The sequence below is a fragment of the Novosphingobium sp. YAF33 genome (assembly GCF_052113265.1).
GTDB lineage: Bacteria > Pseudomonadota > Alphaproteobacteria > Sphingomonadales > Sphingomonadaceae > Novosphingobium.
Window position 1 is genome coordinate 651,062 of sequence record NZ_JBFRCW010000001.1, and the last position, 17,717, is coordinate 668,778.

Annotated in this window: 19 protein-coding genes; 9 read left to right on the forward strand and 10 right to left on the reverse strand. The window is 67.4% G+C overall.

Annotation, left to right across the window (positions count from 1 at the left end):
- Positions 1-43: 43 nt before the first annotated feature.
- Positions 44-1,573 (reverse strand): aldehyde dehydrogenase (NADP(+)), encoded by a 1,530-nt coding sequence (locus tag AB4Z00_RS02990; RefSeq protein WP_442044907.1) that lies wholly within the window; start codon positions 1,571-1,573, stop codon positions 44-46.
- Between the two features lie 130 nt (positions 1,574-1,703).
- Between AB4Z00_RS02990 and AB4Z00_RS02995 the strand changes: the two genes are divergently transcribed.
- On the forward strand, positions 1,704-2,444 hold the full coding sequence (locus AB4Z00_RS02995; RefSeq protein ID WP_442044908.1) for a FadR/GntR family transcriptional regulator: 741 nt from the start codon (positions 1,704-1,706) through the stop codon (positions 2,442-2,444).
- Between the two features lie 115 nt (positions 2,445-2,559).
- Here AB4Z00_RS02995 and AB4Z00_RS03000 read toward each other — a convergent pair whose 3' ends face one another.
- The gene (locus tag AB4Z00_RS03000) at positions 2,560-3,876 is read right to left on the reverse strand and encodes a sugar MFS transporter (protein ID WP_132268314.1); all 1,317 of its coding nucleotides are present in this window, start codon (positions 3,874-3,876) and stop codon (positions 2,560-2,562) included.
- A 191-nt stretch (positions 3,877-4,067) separates the two neighbouring features.
- Between AB4Z00_RS03000 and AB4Z00_RS03005 the strand changes: the two genes are divergently transcribed.
- From AB4Z00_RS03005 to AB4Z00_RS03015, 3 genes are all read left to right on the forward strand, one after another.
- The gene (locus tag AB4Z00_RS03005) at positions 4,068-5,192 is read left to right on the forward strand and encodes an aldose epimerase family protein (protein ID WP_442045067.1); all 1,125 of its coding nucleotides are present in this window, start codon (positions 4,068-4,070) and stop codon (positions 5,190-5,192) included.
- Between the two features lie 22 nt (positions 5,193-5,214).
- Positions 5,215-7,014 (forward strand): IlvD/Edd family dehydratase, encoded by a 1,800-nt coding sequence (locus AB4Z00_RS03010; protein ID WP_134093930.1) that lies wholly within the window; start codon positions 5,215-5,217, stop codon positions 7,012-7,014.
- A 128-nt stretch (positions 7,015-7,142) separates the two neighbouring features.
- Positions 7,143-7,997 carry an SMP-30/gluconolactonase/LRE family protein gene (locus AB4Z00_RS03015; protein ID WP_442044909.1) on the forward strand — a complete coding sequence of 285 codons (855 nt, stop codon included), beginning with the start codon at positions 7,143-7,145 and terminating at the stop codon, positions 7,995-7,997.
- A gap of 228 nt (positions 7,998-8,225) precedes the next feature.
- On the opposite strand, the gene AB4Z00_RS03020 is transcribed toward AB4Z00_RS03015, so the two are convergent.
- The 8 genes from AB4Z00_RS03020 to AB4Z00_RS03055 all read right to left on the reverse strand — a co-directional run bounded on the left by AB4Z00_RS03020 (position 8,226) and on the right by AB4Z00_RS03055 (position 14,734).
- A complete protein-coding gene (locus AB4Z00_RS03020; protein WP_442044910.1) occupies positions 8,226-8,984 on the reverse strand; it encodes a sigma-70 family RNA polymerase sigma factor in 759 nt (252 codons plus the stop codon).
- Positions 8,981-11,113 carry a flagellar biosynthesis protein FlhA gene (locus AB4Z00_RS03025; protein WP_442044911.1) on the reverse strand — a complete coding sequence of 711 codons (2,133 nt, stop codon included), beginning with the start codon at positions 11,111-11,113 and terminating at the stop codon, positions 8,981-8,983. The genes AB4Z00_RS03020 and AB4Z00_RS03025 overlap by 4 nt, the downstream gene beginning before the upstream one ends.
- The gene (locus AB4Z00_RS03030) at positions 11,110-12,036 is read right to left on the reverse strand and encodes a lytic transglycosylase domain-containing protein (protein ID WP_442044912.1); all 927 of its coding nucleotides are present in this window, start codon (positions 12,034-12,036) and stop codon (positions 11,110-11,112) included. The genes AB4Z00_RS03025 and AB4Z00_RS03030 overlap by 4 nt, the downstream gene beginning before the upstream one ends.
- A 109-nt stretch (positions 12,037-12,145) precedes the next feature.
- Positions 12,146-12,571 (reverse strand): flagellar protein FlgN, encoded by a 426-nt coding sequence (locus AB4Z00_RS03035; protein WP_442044913.1) that lies wholly within the window; start codon positions 12,569-12,571, stop codon positions 12,146-12,148.
- An 8-nt stretch (positions 12,572-12,579) separates the two neighbouring features.
- On the reverse strand, positions 12,580-12,879 hold the full coding sequence (locus AB4Z00_RS03040; RefSeq protein WP_132268304.1) for a flagellar biosynthesis anti-sigma factor FlgM: 300 nt from the start codon (positions 12,877-12,879) through the stop codon (positions 12,580-12,582).
- A 111-nt stretch (positions 12,880-12,990) separates the two neighbouring features.
- The gene (locus AB4Z00_RS03045) at positions 12,991-13,545 is read right to left on the reverse strand and encodes a flagella basal body P-ring formation protein FlgA (RefSeq protein WP_442044914.1); all 555 of its coding nucleotides are present in this window, start codon (positions 13,543-13,545) and stop codon (positions 12,991-12,993) included.
- Complete coding sequence (locus tag AB4Z00_RS03050) at positions 13,542-14,069, reverse strand: hypothetical protein (RefSeq protein ID WP_442044915.1); 528 nt, start codon at positions 14,067-14,069, stop codon at positions 13,542-13,544. Before AB4Z00_RS03050 ends, AB4Z00_RS03045 begins: the two co-directional genes overlap by 4 nt.
- Complete coding sequence (locus AB4Z00_RS03055) at positions 14,066-14,734, reverse strand: MotA/TolQ/ExbB proton channel family protein (protein ID WP_132268301.1); 669 nt, start codon at positions 14,732-14,734, stop codon at positions 14,066-14,068. The genes AB4Z00_RS03050 and AB4Z00_RS03055 overlap by 4 nt, the downstream gene beginning before the upstream one ends.
- A 213-nt stretch (positions 14,735-14,947) precedes the next feature.
- Between AB4Z00_RS03055 and flgB the strand changes: the two genes are divergently transcribed.
- The 5 genes from flgB to AB4Z00_RS03080 are packed head-to-tail and all read left to right on the forward strand — an operon-like array spanning position 14,948 to position 17,705.
- Positions 14,948-15,310 carry a flagellar basal body rod protein FlgB gene (flgB, locus tag AB4Z00_RS03060; RefSeq protein ID WP_132268299.1) on the forward strand — a complete coding sequence of 121 codons (363 nt, stop codon included), beginning with the start codon at positions 14,948-14,950 and terminating at the stop codon, positions 15,308-15,310.
- A gap of 2 nt (positions 15,311-15,312) precedes the next feature.
- Positions 15,313-15,726 carry a flagellar basal body rod protein FlgC gene (flgC, locus tag AB4Z00_RS03065; RefSeq protein WP_132268297.1) on the forward strand — a complete coding sequence of 138 codons (414 nt, stop codon included), beginning with the start codon at positions 15,313-15,315 and terminating at the stop codon, positions 15,724-15,726.
- Positions 15,723-16,100 carry a flagellar hook assembly protein FlgD gene (locus tag AB4Z00_RS03070; protein WP_442044916.1) on the forward strand — a complete coding sequence of 126 codons (378 nt, stop codon included), beginning with the start codon at positions 15,723-15,725 and terminating at the stop codon, positions 16,098-16,100. Before flgC ends, AB4Z00_RS03070 begins: the two co-directional genes overlap by 4 nt.
- A gap of 22 nt (positions 16,101-16,122) precedes the next feature.
- Positions 16,123-16,935, forward strand: a complete 813-nt coding sequence (locus AB4Z00_RS03075; RefSeq protein WP_134093924.1) for a flagellar hook-basal body complex protein — start codon at positions 16,123-16,125, stop codon at positions 16,933-16,935.
- A gap of 11 nt (positions 16,936-16,946) precedes the next feature.
- Positions 16,947-17,705, forward strand: coding sequence for a flagellar basal body rod protein FlgF (locus tag AB4Z00_RS03080; protein ID WP_442044917.1), 759 nt, complete (start codon positions 16,947-16,949; stop codon positions 17,703-17,705).
- Positions 17,706-17,717: the final 12 nt, after the last annotated feature.

Below are 17,717 nucleotides of genomic sequence, written 5' to 3' on the forward strand. Positions count from 1 at the left end.
AGCGCGCCTTCTTGAGGGGGCGCGCTGCGGGGATTGAGTGGGGTTAGTTGAGGGTAAGCGTGCCGTCGATCAGGCGGGGAGCGCCGTCACCGAAGGCTGCGTCGCGCAGTTCGGCCGGAAGCACGTCCTGAGCGAGGTTCTGGTAGCTGACCGGACGCAGGAAGCGGTCGATCGCCATGCTGCCGACCGACGTGGTGCGCGGGTCGGAGGTCGAGGGGAACGGGCCGCCGTGCACCATCGCGTGGCACACTTCGACGCCGGTGGGCCAGCCGTTGGCGAGGATGCGGCCGACCTTGCGCTCCAGCACCGGCAGCAGGCGCGAAGCAGCGGCTTCGTCGGCGGCGTCCATTTGCAGGGTGGCGGTCAGCTGGCCTTCCAGGCCTTCGAGCAGGCTGGCGAGTTCGGCTTCGTCCTTGCAGCGCACGACGATCGACGCGGCGCCGAACACTTCGTGGCCGATCGCCTTGTCGGCGAGGAACTGCTCGGCCGTGGTCTGGAACAGGATCGCACCGCCGGTGGTCTTGCTGCCTTCTTCGCCCTTGGCGATGGTCTCGACGCCGGCATTGCCTTCAAGCGCTTCGACGCCCTTGGCATAAGCAGCGGCGATGCCGGTGGTCAGCATGGTCTGCGGCTTGGCTTCCGACACACCGCCGGTGGCGGCGGCGACGAAAGCGTCCAGGCCTTCACCGTCCACGGCCAGGATCAGGCCGGGGTTGGTGCAGAACTGGCCGGCGCCCATCGTCAGCGAACCGACGAAAGCGGTGCCGAGAGCGGCGCCGCGGGCCTTGAGCGCTTCGGGAAGCAGCAGGACCGGGTTGATGCTCGACATTTCGGCATAGACCGGGATCGGCACTTCGCGGGCCTGGGCCAGCTTGGCGAGAGCGAGACCGCCACCGCGCGAGCCGGTGAAGCCGACCGCCATGATGCGCGGATCCTGCACGAGCGCGGCGCCGAGTTCGTTCGACGGACCGACCAGGTGCTGGAACACGCCTTCGGGAAGACCGGCGTCCTTGACGGCCTTGGTGATCGCGGCGGCAATCAGCCCGCCGGTGATCGGATGGGCCGGGTGGCCCTTGACCACGACCGGGCAACCGGCGGCCAGCGCCGAGGCGGTGTCACCACCGGCGGTCGAGAAGGCGAGCGGGAAGTTCGAGGCGCCGAACACGGCGACCGGGCCGACCGGGATCATGCGCAGGCGCAGGTCGGGACGGGGCAGAGGAGCGCGGTCCGGCAGGGCCGGATCGATGCGCAGCTGCTGCCACTGGCCCTTGCGGACGACATCGGCGAACATGCGCAGCTGGCCCATGGTACGGCCACGCTCACCTTCGCCGCGGCCGCGCGGCAGGCCGCTCTCGGCAACATAGGCGTCGATCAGCGAATCGCCGATGGCCAGGATCTCGTCTGCGATTCGCTCAAGGAACGCAGCGCGGGTTTCACGGTCGGTGGCACGGTAGGTATCGAATGCGGCAGCCGCTGCGGCGCAGGCGGCGGCGACATCGGCAGGGCCGTTCACGGCCAGCGGTTCGCCCTGGGGCTCGCCGGTTTCGGCCACGATGGAACGGAATTCGGTCATTTGGGATCTCCCTATTTACTCCGACATATTCCCAGCGCATCAGAAACGCAATGTTTGTCGTTCCTTCGCGTGAGAAGGACTGTTAGGTTCCATCGGAGAGGTGCCAATAACAGTGTCAGAAGCCAATTTCGTGAACGATGAAGAAAGTGCAAGGCCGGCCGACGAAGCCCGTGGTCCGGGCCGCCGCCTGCACGGCGCTATCGCCCATAAACTGGGAACGGCCATCTTGTCCGGCAAATATGCACCGGGAGACATACTTTCTGGTGAAGTCGCCTTTGCCGAGGAACTCCAGGTCTCGCGCAGCGCCTATCGGGAAGCCATCCAGGTCCTGAGCGCGAAGGGTCTGGTCGCCAGCCGCCCCAAGGCGGGAACGCGGGTTCTTCCTCGCGATCGCTGGAACCTGCTCGATCCCGAAGTGCTGGGCTGGGCCTTTGCCGGAGAGCCGGACATCGAATTCGTGCGCAGCCTGTTCGAACTGCGCGCCATCGTCGAGCCGGCCGCTGCGCGCCTGGCCGCGCAGCGCCGGGAGAAGCACGATCTCAAGGCGATGAAGGACGCGCTGACGGCGATGCGTCGGCATACGCTCACCACCGAGGCCGGCCGCGCGGCGGACCGCGATTTCCACAACGCGATTCTCCAGGCGACGCGCAATGACGCCTTGCTGGTGCTCAGCGCCTCGATCGGCGCGGCGGTGAACTGGACCACCCAGTTCAAGCAGCGCGCCCGCGCCCTGCCCCGCAACCCGATCCCCGACCACGTCCGCGTCTATGAGGCCATTGCCGCCGGCGATGCCGCCGCGGCGGCCGAGGCGATGAACGTGCTGGTGGACCTGGCGCTGGAGGATACCCGCAGCGCGATGGAGAAAAAATAAGGAAAGCCGTCGCCCCGGACTTGATCCGGGACGACGGCTTTCCTTACCGCTCCAAAAGAAAAAGGCCCCGGCGATTGCTCGCCGGGGCCTTTTTCATTGATACTGAATCGTTCGGTTACTCGGCGGGTTCCGGCACGAGGTCCGGCTCCGCGTTGGTCACCTTGCTGCCCCACAGCGCGTAGAACAGCACGTAGAGTTCGCAAACAGCCGTCAGGATGAAGGAGTTCTGGAGGCCGAAGTTGTCGGCCAGCCAGCCCTGCACGATCACCAGCGCACCGCCGGCGATCGCCATGACGAGCAGGCCCGAGCCTTCTTCGGTCAGCGGGCCGAGGCCCTTGATGCCGAGCGTGAAGATGGTCGGGAACATGATCGAGTGGAACAGGCCGACGAGGATCAGCGACCACATGGCGACGGGGCCATGCGCGAAGATCGTCACGACCATCACCGCGAAGGCGCCAACCGAGAAGAACGCCAGAACCTTGCCCGCATCGAAGCGCTGCATGATCGCGGAACCGGCGAAGCGGCCGACCATCATGCCGCCCCAGAGGAAGGTCAGGTACTTGCCTGCCTGCTCATGCGTCAGGTTGGCGATGTCCGGCTGGCTGACGAAGTTCACGAAGAGGTTCGCCACGCCGATCTCGGCGATCAGGTAGATGAAGATCGCGGGAATGCCGAACACGAGGTTGCGGTGGTTCCACAAGGACAAGTGCTTGCGCTGGTCCTTGGCAAGGCGCGAGTTCGCCGAACCCATCGAGGGCAGCGGGAACTTGGCGATCACCACGGCCAGGATCACCAGCACCACCGCGACGAGCGCGTAAGGCAGGATCACCGAGTGCGCGTCCGCCAGGCGTTCGGCATCGGTCAGCACGGTACCGGCAGCGGAGGTGCCGCTCTTGGAACGGCCGAGGATCAGGTAGGCACCGAAGAGCGGGGCCAGCATGGTACCGGCCGAGTTGAGCGCCTGCACCAGGTTGAGGCGCGAGGACGCGGTCTCGGGCTTGCCGACGACGGCGACATAGGGGTTGGCCGCAACCTGCAGCAGGGTGATGCCACTGGCGATGACGAAGAGCATGACCAGCGTCACGCCGTAGGACGGGATGCTGGCGGCCAGCATCATGCCCAGCGCGCCCGCCGCCATGATCAGCAGGCCGACGACGAGCGACTTCTGGTAGCCGACGCGCTCGATCAGCTTGGCCGAGGGGATCGAAGCCACGAAATAGGCGATGAACCACACCGATTCGATCAGTGTCGTCTGGGTGTAGCTAAGATCGAACACACTGCGCAGATGCGGCAGCAGCGTGTTGTTGATGACGGTGATGAAGCCCCACATGAAAAACAGGCTGGCAAGCAGCGTCAGCGCAGGGCCGTAGCGGACGCCCGCTGGCTGCGCGTGAAGCACTGGGGCATCTCCAGATGAAACCACTGGGGGCATGACTATCCTCTCTTTACCAGAGAACCGCGCCGTGCCCTGCGGCAAACCGGCTTGCGCTCTTTCTATTTGTCGGACTATATGCGCGACACGGCGTCGTCAATGGGCCGCGTCGGAAACCAATATGCAGAATCGACTTACACTAAGAAATGGGAGCTAGGGCAATGAGGAAACTGCGCAAGGCGTTTGTAGCGATGGCGGTATCCGCCTCATCCTTTGCCCTTTCGGCCAATCCGGCGCTGGCCGCCGATGCCTCGCAGGCTCCGGCCGGTGCGCTGGCGGACGGCACGCAAGTCTCGGCCGTGACGCTGAAGGCAGCCAATGGCGTCTCCGCCACGATCCTGACGTACGGCGCGACGCTGTGGAAGATGATGGCCCCCGACCGGGACGGCAAGCTGGCCGACATCCTGCTCGGCTATGACGACGTTGCCAGCTACGAGAAGCGCCCGAACTACTGGGGCGCCACCATCGGCCGCTACGGCAACCGCATCGCGGACGGCAAGTTCACGCTCGACGGCAAGAGCTACCAGCTCCCCCAGAACGACCACGGCCAGTCGCTGCACGGCGGCGGCAAGGGCTTCGACGTCCAGAACTGGAAGGTCGAATCGGTCAAGTCCGGCGCCGTGGCGACGGTGGTGTTCTCGCTCGTCAGCCCCGACGGCGATTCGGGCTACCCCGGCACGGTGAAGACCAAGGTCACTTACTCGCTGGACGAGAAGGGCAACCTGCAGATCGTGTTCGAAGCGACGACCGACAAGCCGACCGTGCTCAACATGACCAACCACGCCATCTTCAACATGGCCGGTGAAGGCAGCCCGCGCGACGCCATGCAGGAAGTGCTGACGATCCCGGCCGGTCACTACACCCCGGTCAACGACAAGCTGATCCCCACCGGCGAACTGCGCGACGTTTCCGGCACCGTGTTCGACTTCCGCAAGGGCCGCCTGGTCGGTGAAGGCATTCGCGACGGCAAGGACGAGCAGATCGTCATGGGCCGCGGCTACGACCACAACTTCGCGCTCGACAAGGGCGTGACCAAGACCCCCGAACTGGCCGCGCGCCTGGAAGACCCGGCGTCCGGCCGCGTGCTGGAACTGCTGACGACCGAACCCGGCGTGCAGTTCTATGCGGGCAACTTCCTCGACGGTACGTTCATCGGCAAGAACGGCCACCTCTACCGCATGGGCGACGGCATCGCACTGGAACCGCAGAAGTTCCCGGACTCGCCGAACCACGCGAACTTCCCGTCCACCCGCGTCGATCCCGGCAAGCCCTACAAGCATGTCATGATCTACCGCGTTTCCACTTCTTCGCGCTGACCTCGAAAAGAAACGATCGCCCATGACCGACAACAAGACTGCACCGAAGCTGCGCTCGCGCGCCTGGTTCGACAATCCCGACAACATCGACATGACCTCGCTCTATCTGGAGCGCTACCTGAACTTCGGCATCAGCCTTGAAGAGCTTCGCTCGGGCAAGCCGATCATCGGTATCGCCCAGACCGGCAGCGACCTGTCGCCCTGCAACCGCCACCACATCGTGCTGGCCGAGCGCATTCGCGAAGGCATTCGCGAAGCCGGCGGCATCGCGCTGGAATTCCCGGTCCACCCGATCCAGGAAACCGGCAAGCGCCCGACCGCCGGTCTCGACCGCAACCTGGCCTACCTCGGCCTGGTCGAAGCGATCTACGGCTACCCGCTCGACGGCGTGGTGCTGACCACCGGCTGCGACAAGACCACCCCGGCGCTGCTCATGGCCGCCGCCACCGTGAACATCCCGGCGATCGCGCTTTCGGTCGGCCCGATGCTCAACGGCTGGCACAAGGGCGAGCGCACCGGTTCGGGCACGATCGTGTGGAAGGGCCGCGAGATGATGGCTGCCGGCGAACTCGACGCCGACGGCTTCATCAAGCTCGTCGCCTCGTCGGCACCGTCCACCGGCTACTGCAACACCATGGGCACGGCGACGACGATGAACTCGCTCGCCGAAGCCCTTGGCATGATGCTGCCCGGCTCGGCCGCGATCCCCGCGCCTTACCGCGACCGCCAGGAATGCGCATGGCGCACCGGCAAGCGCATCGTCGACATGGTGCACGAGGACCTCAAGCCCTCCGACATCATGACGCTGGACGCCTTCCATAACGCCATCGCCGTCAACGCCGCCATCGGCGGTTCGACCAACGCCCCGATCCACCTTGCCGCGATCGCCCGCCACATCGGCGTCGATCTGCCGCTGAAGGACTGGGAGCGCATCGGCCACAAGATCCCGCTGCTGGTGAACCTCCAGCCCGCCGGCGAATACCTGGGCGAAGACTACTACCGTGCCGGCGGCGTCCCCGCCGTGGTCGCGCAGCTGATCAAGCAGGGCCTCATTCACGAGGGCGCGATGACGGTGAACGGCCAGACCATGGGCGACAACTGCCGCGACGCCACGATCGAGGACGAGAAGGTCATCAAGCCCTTCGACCAGCCGCTGGTCGAGGAAGCCGGCTTCCTGGTCCTGTCGGGCAACCTGTTCGACGCCGCGATCATGAAGACCAGCGTGATCTCCAAGGAATTCCGCGACCGCTATCTCTCGAACCCCGACGACCTCGACGCCTTCGAAGGCCAGGCCGTGGTGTTCGACGGTCCGGAAGACTACCATCACCGCATCGACGATCCGGCCACTGGCATCACCCCCCAGACCCTGCTGTTCATGCGCGGCGCCGGTCCGATCGGCTATCCGGGCGCGGCGGAAGTAGTGAACATGCGTCCGCCTTCGTACCTCATCACCGAAGGCGTGCACTCGCTGCCGTGCATCGGTGACGGCCGCCAGTCGGGCACCTCGGGCAGCCCCTCGATCCTCAACGCTTCGCCTGAAGCCGCAGCCATGGGCGGCCTCGCCCTGCTGGAATCGGGTGACCGCGTGCGCATGGACCTCAAGAAGGGCCGCGTCGACGTGCTGATCTCCGACGAGGAACTGGCCGCGCGCCGTGCCGCTCTGGAAGCCAAGGGCGGATACCCCTACCCGGCCTCGCAGACGCCGTGGCAGGAAATCCAGCGCTCGGTCGTCGGCCAGATGGACACCGGCGCGATCCTCGAAGGCGCCGAGAAGTACCAGCGCATCGCCCAGACAATGGGCCTGCCCAGGGACAACCACTAAGGGCGATAGCCACTAAGATCGACATCCTGTCCGATCTAGCCGTCGGATGACCTTTCGGCCCTCGTCCCTGCCTGCCCCCCCAAGGGAAAGGACGGGGCGGGGGCCGATTTACTGTTAGGGAGAGTTTCATGACGCTTTGGCGCAAGATCGATCGCGACGTGCGCGATACCCTCGGCGAAGGCGCGCTCTGGTGCGCGCGCGACAATGCCTTCTACTGGGTCGACATCCTCGCCCCTGCCCTCAACCGTCTCAGGCTGGACGATAACACCGTGACTCGCTGGGACATGCCCGCCCGTCTCGGCTGGGTCGCCCCGCGTGCCGAAGGCGGCCTGATCGGCGGCTTCCAGGACGGCGTTGCCAATATCACGCTCGACCCGCTGACCATCTCGGAGCGCAACGATCCCGAACCGCACCTGCCCGGCAACCGCATGAACGACGGCAAGGCCGACCGCCACGGCGCGATCTGGTGCGGCACGATGGACATGGCCGAGGAGAACGTCTCCGGCTCGCTCTACCGCCTCTCGCCCGCGGGCGAATGGCAGGTGATCGACAGCGACTACACCGTGCCCAACGGTCCGGCCTTCTCGCCCTGCGGCCAGTGGCTCTACCACGCGGACTCGGCGCTGCGCGTGATCTACCGCTTCGCCCTGGATGAAACCGGCGCTCACTCGCGCGAGGAATTCATCCGCTTTTCCGAGGAAGACGGCTATCCCGACGGCATGACCACCGACGCCGAAGGCTATCTCTGGACCGCCCATTGGGACGGCGGCAAGATCAGCCGCTTCGCCCCCGACGGCACCCGCGAGCGCTCGATCGAACTGCCCGCAAAGCGTATCACCAACATCGCTTTCGCGGGCGAGAAGCTGGACCGCATGTTCGTGACTTCGGCATCCAAGGGCCTGCCGGAATCCGAATTCGACGGGGCGCTGTTCGAGGTGGAATCCGGCGTTACCGGCAATCCCTCGGGCATCTATCTCGGATAACCGACGGGGGCGGATTGCCCCCATACGTTCGTCATTGCGAGCGCAGCGAAGCAATCCAGAGCCGCGCAGAGCCGCTCTGGATTGCTTCGGCGGCTTCGCCTCCTCGCAATGACGAAGGGAAGGAGGTTCGCCTCCTCATGGGCGGCGAACAGAGGGAAGTTTCGCCTCCTCGCGGGCGACGAACGGAAAGAGCATGCCTGGAGCGGAACCAGCGCATCCGGCGCCTCGTCACACGAGATCTGCCACACCCTTCAGGCTTTCGCGCAGCTTCGCCAGCGCCTGCGCCTTCAGCTGGTGTACGCGCGGGATCGAGACTTGCAGCACTTGCGCGATCTCGGCCAGGTTCAGCTCCTCCACGAAGTAGAGCTGCACCACCAGTTTCAGCCGGTCCGGCAGGTCGGTGAGCGCTTCCACCACCGCGCCGCGCAGTTCCTCGTCGGCCAGGAGCGCGTGACTGTCGGGCCGCTCGTCGGCGAAAGCCATGTTCTGGTCCGAATAGACTTCGTCTATGGCCTCGAAGCGAAGCGGTTGGCTGGATCCACGCAGGACGGCAAGGTCGCCCTCGTCGATACCCATGGCCGCGGCCAGCTCGTGCGGGCGGGGATCGCGGCCCAGCGTGCCGCGCAGCTCGGTTTCCTTGGCGGCAAGCTGGCGCCGCCGCTCGCTCGCCCCGCGCGACATCGGCACGGCGCGGCGGATCAGGTCGACCATGGCCCCCCGCACCCGCATCTTGGCATAAGCCGCGAAGCCGTCCTCGGTCGGTCCCTGATGCTTCTGCGCGCATTCGGTGAGCGCCACGAGGCCGGCCTGTATCAGGTCCTCCAGCTCGATGCCCGGCCGCCCGGCGCCGTGCCCGCTGCCATGGACATGCCAGGCAAGGCGGCGGACCATCGGCAGAAACCGGCGGACGCGGTCGCCAACGTCGCCCTGGTAGGCCCCGGCGATACGGCTGGATGTCTTGTGGAAGGAAGTCTGGTCCTGCTTCATGCGGCCATGCTTTCAGCTTGATCGTGATGGGAATCGGGGTGGGGGAGGCCGGGCACCATGCGCTCGGGCTGGGCGGCGCCGACCACGTCCACCACTTCTATGGGCTGGGTCTGGGGCAGTTCGGCGATGGAGAGCACCAGGCAGGTCGGCGCGCGCAGGCGCAGCAGCGCGGAGAGCGCACGGCGGGCGCGGGGCTGGACCACCAGCGCCAGCGGCACTTCGCCCGGCCCGCGTTCCTCGCAGAGCATGGCGATCCGCTCGCCGATCATGCGGGCAAGGTCCGGCTCGATCACCGGCTGGCCGGTGACGGGATCGATCATGCCCTGAACGATCGCCGCCTCCAGCCCGGCATCGAGCGTGATTACCGGCAGGCGCTCATGCGGCGGGCAGACGCGGCCGACGATCAGCGCCCCCAGATCGGCCCGCATCAGTTCCACCAGCCGTTCGTGATCGACCGTCTGCTGCACCGCGCGGCTCAGGCTGGCGAGGATCGGCAGGGGATGGGCGATGGGGATGCCGTCTTCCAGCAGCGCGCGCAGAAGCCGGGTGATCGCGGCGAGCGAGAGCGGCTGGGGATGGATAGTCTCGACCAGCCCGGCCGAATGCGCCCTGATGCCTTCGAGCAGCGCCTTCACCTCGTCCGGGCCGAGCAGGTCGTGCGCCCGCTCGGACAGGAGCTGGTTGAGGTGAGTGGCGATCACCGTACCGGCATCGACGGTCAGGAAGCCTTCGGCCGTGGCATGGTCGCGCGCGGCGGGGTCGATCCAGAGCGCCGGGCAGCCGAAGCTGGGATCGCGCGTCGCTTCTCCGCGCAGGCCATGGTTGGCGCGCGCCTCGCCCGCGTCGATGGCCAGCACCCGGTCGGCGCGGATCGTGGCGCTGCCCAGCGTCACTCCGCCAAGGGCGATGCGATAGTCGTGCGGCGGCATGTCCAGCGCATCGCGCACGCGGAACTGCGGGACGATGAAGCCGAACGACTGGCTGAGCTGCTTGCGCACGCCGGTGACACGGCTGACCAGCGGCGCGCCGCGGCGTTCGTCCACCAGCTGGACCAACCCGTAGCCCAGCTCGATAGTGACGAGGGTATGGTCGGAAACGTCCTCCAGGGCGATCCGCGAGGGGTCCGCCATGGGTGGGGCTTCGAGGACCGGCTCGGGCATGGCCTGCCGCTTGCGCAGCGCGTGCCAGAGCCAGAAGGCCAGCGCCGCCGCCGGGAGGAAGACGGTCTGCGGCATGGCGGGGATCAGGCCGATCGCCGCCAGCACCACGCCGACCGGCAGCCATGTGCGCGGATTGGCGAACTGGCCGCCGATCTGCCCGGCCAGGTCCCTGCTGTCGGAGACGCGGGTGACGATGACGGCGGCGGCGATCGACAGCAGCAGCGAGGGCACTTGCGCCACCAGCGCATCGCCGATGGCCAGGGTGATGTAGGTCTGCGCGGCCTCGGTGGCGGACAGGCCGTGGCTGATCATGCCGAGGCAGAAGCCCGCGACGATATTGACACCCAGGATCAGCAACGCGGCGATGGCATCGCCTTTCACGAACTTGCTGGAGCCATCCATCGAACCGTAGAAGTCCGCCTCGGTGGCCACTTCGCGGCGCCGGGCCTTGGCTTCGTCAGCGGTCATCAGCCCGGCCGCGAGGTCGGCATCGATCGCCATCTGCTTGCCCGGCAGCGCATCGAGCGTGAAGCGCGCGGACACTTCCGAAACGCGTCCCGCGCCCTTGGTCACGACCACCAGGTTGATGATCATCAGGATCAGGAACACGAAGATGCCGACGGCGAAGTTTCCGCCGATCAGGAACTTGCCGAAGGATTCGATGACCACGCCCGCCGCGGCCTCGCCTTCGTGGCCGTGGACCAGCACCACGCGGGTCGAGGCGACGTTGAGCGCCAGGCGCAGCAGCGTGGCGAAGAGCAGGACCGAGGGGAAGGACGAGAAGTCGAGCGGCTTTTCCGCATTCATCGCCGCCATGAGGATCGCCAGCGAGAGCGCGATGTTGAGCACGAAGGACACGTCGAGCACGAAAGCCGGAACCGGCACGATCATCAGCACGATGAGCGTGAGTATTCCCGCCGGCAGCGCCATCGTGCCGAGATCGCCGAAGCGGCGCAGAAGCTGGTTCATAGGCCCAGCCCCGCCAGCCGGGCATAGGCCGCGCGGACATGAGCGGGCGCGCTGGTGCCTGCCGCGCCGAACATGCCTTGCAGCGTATCGGCCATCGATGTGCGCGGCGGGGATGGCGGGATGGCGGGGGCGCGGCCTCCATGCCCGGCAGGGGCTTCCGCTGCCGCCGCGCGAAATTCGCGGGCGATCGGGCCCATCGGCATGTCCTCGGCCACGGCTTCGTAAGCGAGCTGCGGCGAAGTCGGCCAGCCGGTGCTCCCGGCATCGTACCGGTTCTCCAATGCCCCACCCATCGCGCCGGCCATCTTGCCGCGCATGAGGTCCATCACCCCGCCCAGGCTGCGGGCTGCGCCGCCCTGGTAGAAGATCCCGCGGTTCGCCGCCGCCGCACTGGGCAGGATGGCCGCCGCGCTCTGCGAAGGATCGGCCGCAAGCGCGCTGAGAAACTGCCCGGCCCCTGCCGAACCGAGGAAGTGCGCCAGGTAAAGCTCGGTGGAGTCCGGCTCGCGGCCCAGCCGCGCCGTCAGGTCGGCCTTGTTGTCATTGGCCAGTTCGGCCGCCATGAGCGCGGAAGCGTCGGCATCGTAGCGCAGGCCCATGATCTGGGCGCGCGTGCCGGGGTTGGAGAGACCGCCGCCGCTGATCGCCTGCTGGACCCAGGCCATGCCGTGGTCCGCCGCGTGGCGGCCCAGCGTGTTCAGCCAGGTGCCGTTGGTGAATTGAAACAGCCCCGCCGCGCTGGAGGTGGAGGCATGGGCGCCGGGATCGAGGCTCGATTCCAGCCGCGCCTGCGCCATGAGGTACTGGAAATCGACGCCCGTGGCCTGCGCGGCGCGCGCGATCGCAGCGCGCACTCCTGCTCCATTACCCTGGCCGCCGACATTGACGCCCGCGCCGATATCCGTACTCCGTGCCTCGCTCAAACTGATGCTCCCGATCCGGTTGGTTCGGAAGAATGTTCAGCAAGCACCGTGCCAGATGGCTCCGATCCGCCCCGACCGGACAGACGCGGGCAGCACTCAGCCAGACGGCTCAGACCCGGCCGACAGCGCTTTCGGCTCTCCGGCCGCCGCCGGTGCGGGCGACCAGCGCATAGTTGCCCCCCGCGCGGTAGAGCTGCGGCGCTCCGGTCAAGGTATTGAGACGGCGCGCGACATTGGCCGCGATGATGTTGCGGACCTGCCGGTTCACTTCGTTGAGGCGCCGTGCCGTTTCCAGCATGCCCCGGCATTCCTCGTCGAGATCGCCAAGCGGATCGATCTGGCCGGCCACGTCGAGCGCGGCGCAGAGCCGGTCCTTGTCGCGCGTGGTACCGACGATGGCGTCGAGGTCGAGCCCGGCAAGCGCTTGCCGCTCCGCTTCGAGAACGGCAAGCATCTGCCGCAAGCTGTCGTGCAGGTCGACTTCTTCGGCGCCGCCCGTTCCCGGTCCCGACCCCGGCACCGTTTCCGCTGTCATCCGGGGGGTCATTCGCCGTGGCTCCGCAGCAGGACGCCGGCCGCGATCATGGCATCGGCGATCTGGGTGGGGATTACCGGGTAAGTGCCGTTCTCCACCGCCTTGCGGATCATGGCGACGCGCTCGGCATCGACGGGGGCGGTGCCGGGGTCGAGCGCCGCAGACGCTTCCACGGTCGGGCTCTCCGCCCAGGCCGAAAGGCTCGTCACCCCGGCATTCGCAGCGCTTTCCGGCTTGCCGACGGCGCGCGCGAGCCGGGCGTTGATGGCGCCCAGGGCGCTGGTGGATCCCATTTCGATGGGGGGCATGGTCTGGCTCCTTGCGATGTCCTTTCCCTCAAGGACGGCGCCGACCGGAAAGCGTTAAGGGTCTCGGGCGGGATTTTACCGAAAGCCCGGCTGAAAGGCCGGGCAGTTCGGTTAAGGCAGCGGTAGGGAAACGAGGCCAGGCCGCACGATCAGGGCGCGCATCTCCTCCTCCCGCGCCCCGCCGAAACCCTTGCCGACCGCCGCGGTGCGCACCCGTATCCAGGCGCCGACCGCACCGCCTTCCAGTGCCTCTCCGGGCTGGGAGACCGAGAAGCCCTCACCCTCGACCGAGATCGCCACGGCATCCCCGCGCCGCACCGCCCAGGTCGACGAAGCGGAAGCCACCGGCCCGGCGCGGCGCACCGGCACGAAGAGACGCCAGCCTCCGGCATCGCCGCAATGGACCACCACGCTGTCCTGCGTGGCCGTGCGCCAGGCCAGAGAGACGACCGAGCGGCATGGCTGGAGACGCAGACGCCGATCGACCGGCGTCGCCGCGCCGCCTTCCTCGCCCGCGGCAGCGCCGGTGAAAGCGGCCACCTGGCGGTCGATCGCATCGAGATCGGCAAAGGCGCCCGCCGCACCGGGATCCGCCGCGGCACTGGCACAGACAACGGCAGCGGCGGCCATCAACAGGAGACGGGACAACGCTGGGGTCGGATTCATGGCGCGGAGATTCCTTCGGAAGATACAGGCCTGCTTTCCAGCAAGCTCCGTGCCACCGGCTCGGGCAGGGCCGGATCGTCGAAAGCGAGCGCCACCCGCGCCGGTCCCCGCCCCGGCTCCGCCACCACCCTTGCCCGCAGGCCCATGCCGCCCGCTGCCCGCGCAAGGCGCGCGGCTTCGGCCAGCGCGGCAGGAAGCGCGGTGGGCGTGGGGCCGTAGAATGTCGTCACGGTCAGCCGCTGGCGAGGGTCCGCCGCCTGCCGGGCCAGCCACGCGCCCAGCGGCGGGGCATCGGGCGTCGCCAGATAGACGGCAAGCGGCGCGGCCGGAGCAGGTGCGTCGGCAGGCTTGACCAGTTCCTGTCTGCGGTCACTGTCCTGCCCGCGATCAATGGCCTGCCTGCGATCAATGTCCTGCCGGCGGTCGTTCTCCTGACGGCTGAGCGCCGCAGCCGCGATCATGAACAGGATCAGCGAAAGGTCCGCCAGCGAGGTCTGCCAGCTTGCCGCAACCCGCGCGCTCAAGACCTGGCGCCCGACGTCTCGCGCACGGGGTGCTCCATGCGCGGCATGGCATCGGCCACTTGCGCCTCCAGCCAGTCGATCACCGTCTGCCGGTCCCGCTCCTCATCGGCGGCGCGCCGCGCCACCACGCGTGCCAGGGGCGTGAAGAACAGGTTCCCCAGCAGCAACCCGTAAAGCGTCGTCAGCACCGCCATGGAAATGGCCACGGAAAAGTCTCCGCCCGGCTGGTCGAGCGGCGGCAGCTGGTTGAGCGCGACCAGCGTTCCCGCAAGGCCGAAGACCGGCGCGAGGTCGCCTGCCTGGATGAACGTCCGGACCGCGGACTGGCTGCGCTCCACGCGGCGGCGCTTGTGCGCGGCATGGGCCAGCTGGAGCGCGCCGAGCGAGCGGCTGCCGATCAGCAACGCGGTGGCCTCGTCGAATTCAGCATCGCCGGTGGGCGCGGGGCGGGAGCGGATCACGCCGTCCTGCCGGATTTCCTGCACTTGCACGGCCAGTTCCGCACGGGCGTGCTCCGGGTCGAAGGGGCGGTGGAGCAGCAACGCACCCACCGCCGTCAAGGCCGTGAGGCAATCGCCGCTGCCGCAGCGCAGGACAGTGGCAAGACAAGTCCCGCCGAGCACGATGAGCGCGCTGGCGGGGTCCAGTAGATGTTCGGGCTGCATGACGGGCGCTTCTCCTTTGCACCCGGAGAACGGTAGCCGGCGGCAAGTTTCAGCCCCGGACCCGGTTTGCCGCCCAAACGGCAAGCATTTGCCGCCCGCCTGGCTGCGATGGGCGCGGCCCGGATGCTCGAAACGAGAGAAATCCGCCGGTTACATCGATTGGCACACCCCTTGCGATGAAGGCGGCGAACCACTCGCCGGAGCCAGATCACCATGTCACAAGACCTGTTCGGGATCCACGCCGCGGCGCTGGAGCTACGCTCGCAGCGCATGGGCCTGATCGCCTCGAACATCGCCAATGCCGCGACGCCCGGATACAAGGCCCGCGACATCGACTTCACCGCCGCCCTGCGCAACGCTGCCCGGAACGGCGGCGAGCATGGCACCGGCGTGGAAGAGGCCGCCAATGGCGCCATGCTCTACCGCGTGCCGGTGATGCCTTCGCTCGATGGCAATACGGTGGAGCTGCAGAACGAGCAGCTCGCCTTTTCCGAGAACGCGGTGGGCTATTCGGCCACGCTGCAATTCATCCGCGGCCGGGTCGATACCGTCACCCGCGCCCTGAAGGGCGAGTGACGATGCCCGGCGCCCACGAACCGATGACCATGTTCACCCTCGCCCAGCGCGGCATGTCCGCGCAGCTCGTACGGATGAACGCGGCGGCCTCCAACTTGGCCAATGCAGGCTCCGTCTCGGGCAGCGAGGACGGGGCCTACAAGCCGATCCGCACCGTCTTCGCCGAAGACCTCGACCAGGCCAGCGGCCTGGCCTCGGTTTCGGTCCAGGGGGTGATGCGCGAACAAGGCGCCGCCGTGCGCCGGCATGAACCCGATCATCCGCTGGCCGATGCCAACGGCGATGTCTGGACCGCTCCCGTCGATGAGAACGCGGAGATGGTCGAAATGCTCGAAGCCTCGCGCCAGTACCAGAACCTGGTCGAGGCCCTCTCCACCGCGAAGCAGCTGATGCTCGATACGATGAGGCTGAAATGACCGTTATCAACACCGCGGCCGCCACTTCGGCCAACAAGACCACCGGCGCCAGCGGCAAGACCTCGCTGGGCGATCTCGATCAGGGCGATTTCCTGAAGCTGATGATGGCCCAGATGAAGCAGCAGGACCCCTTCAGCCCGGTCGACCAGACGCAGATGCTTGCGCAGATGGCGCAGTTCTCGTCGCTCGCCGGGACGACCGAGATGGCGGACACGCTCAAGACCATCTCGTCCAAGCTCGACACGCTCGTGAGCGCGCAGACCGCCACGCAAGAGGCGATCGCGGCCCTGGGAACCGGCGGCACGGCCAGGACCGTCGCCGCAGGCACCACGGATACCGAAACCCCCACAGGCACCGGCCAGAACGCCGCCTGATCCCCCTTTCCAGGAGAATACGATGTCCTTCTACACTTCGCTTACCGGGCTCAAGAACGCCCAGACCGACCTCAACGTCATCTCGAACAATATCGCCAATGCCGAGACCTCGGGCTTCAAGAAGAGCAACACCGCCTTCGCCGACATCGTCTCGTCGTCGATCCTGACCGACCCTTCGCTGACCACCGGGATCGGCGCGCGCGTCGCCTCGATCAAGCAGGATTTCGGCCTGGGCGCGATGGAGCAGACCGGCTCGGCGCTCGACGTGGCGATCAATGGCGAGGGGTTCTTCACCGTCACTTCGCCGGTTTCGGGCGCGGTCCAGTATACCCGCGCGGGATCCTTCGCGGTGGATGGAGACGGCTTCATCCATAACGCGCAAGGTGCGCGGTTGCAGATCTTCCCGGTCGATGCCGGCGGCACGATCTCCGGCACCACGCCGCAGTCGGCCCAGATCCCGCCGACCAACGCAGCCGGTTCGGAATTCGCCGGCGTCACCATCGAAAGCACGGGCCAGGTCGTCGCGACTTATGCCGATGGCTCGAACGGCGTGGTCGGCGTGGTCGCCCTCGCCTCCTTCATGGCCCCCACCGGGCTCAAGCAGCTGGGCGACGCCTCGTGGTCGGCCACCGGCCGCTCGGGAGACGCGACGTACGGCCAGCCGGGCGCCGGTCTCTACGGCAGCCTGCTTTCGGGTTCGATAGAACGGTCCAACGTCGATATTTCCGAGGAGCTGGTCAGCCTGATCACCGCCCAGCGCAATTTCCAGGCCAATGCCAAGGCCGTGGATACCGCCTCCCAGATCTCGCAGACCATCATCAACCTGCGGACCTGATCGCAGCCGCCATGGACCGTCTGATCTACACCGCCGTCTCGGGGATGAACGCCTCGCTCAACCGCGAGCGCGTCATCGCCAGCAACATGGCCAATTCCCAGACCATCGGCTTCCGCGCCGAGATCCTGCAGGCCACGCCGAACACGCTGGAAGGGCCGCAGCTCGAAGTGCGCGCGCTTTCGGGCACCGAAGTGAGCGGCGCCTCGATGAAGGCCGGGACGGTGACCCGCACCGGCCAGCCGCTCGATGTCGCCATGCAGGGCGATGCCATGCTGGCGGTCCAGGCGGACGATGGCGCGGAGGCCTATACCCGGCGCGGCGACTTGTCGGTGACGGTGACGGGCCTGCTTCAGAACGGAGAAGGCCGGCCGGTGCTGGGCGAGAACGGCCCGATCACGCTGCCGCCGGGCGCTGCCGTCACCATCGCGCAGGACGGCGGCATTCTCGTCACCGATCCCGCCGCGCCGGGCGAACCGCCGCAGCGGGTGGACCGGCTCAAGCTGGTCGATCCCACCGGATCGCGGATCGCCAAGGATCTCACCGGCCTGTTCCGCGTGATGGGAACCGGCGCGCAGCCCGGCGGCGTGCTGCCGGACGACGAGAATGCGCAAGTGATCCCCGGCGCGCTGGAGGGATCGAACGTCAGTCCGTCGGAAGTGCTGACCGAGATGATCTCGGCCCAGCGCCTTTTCGACATGCGAACCAAGCTCGTCGAGACCGCCCGCCAGCTCGACGAGGGCAGCGTGCGCCTGATGCGCATCGATAGCTGAGGAAACCCCGAC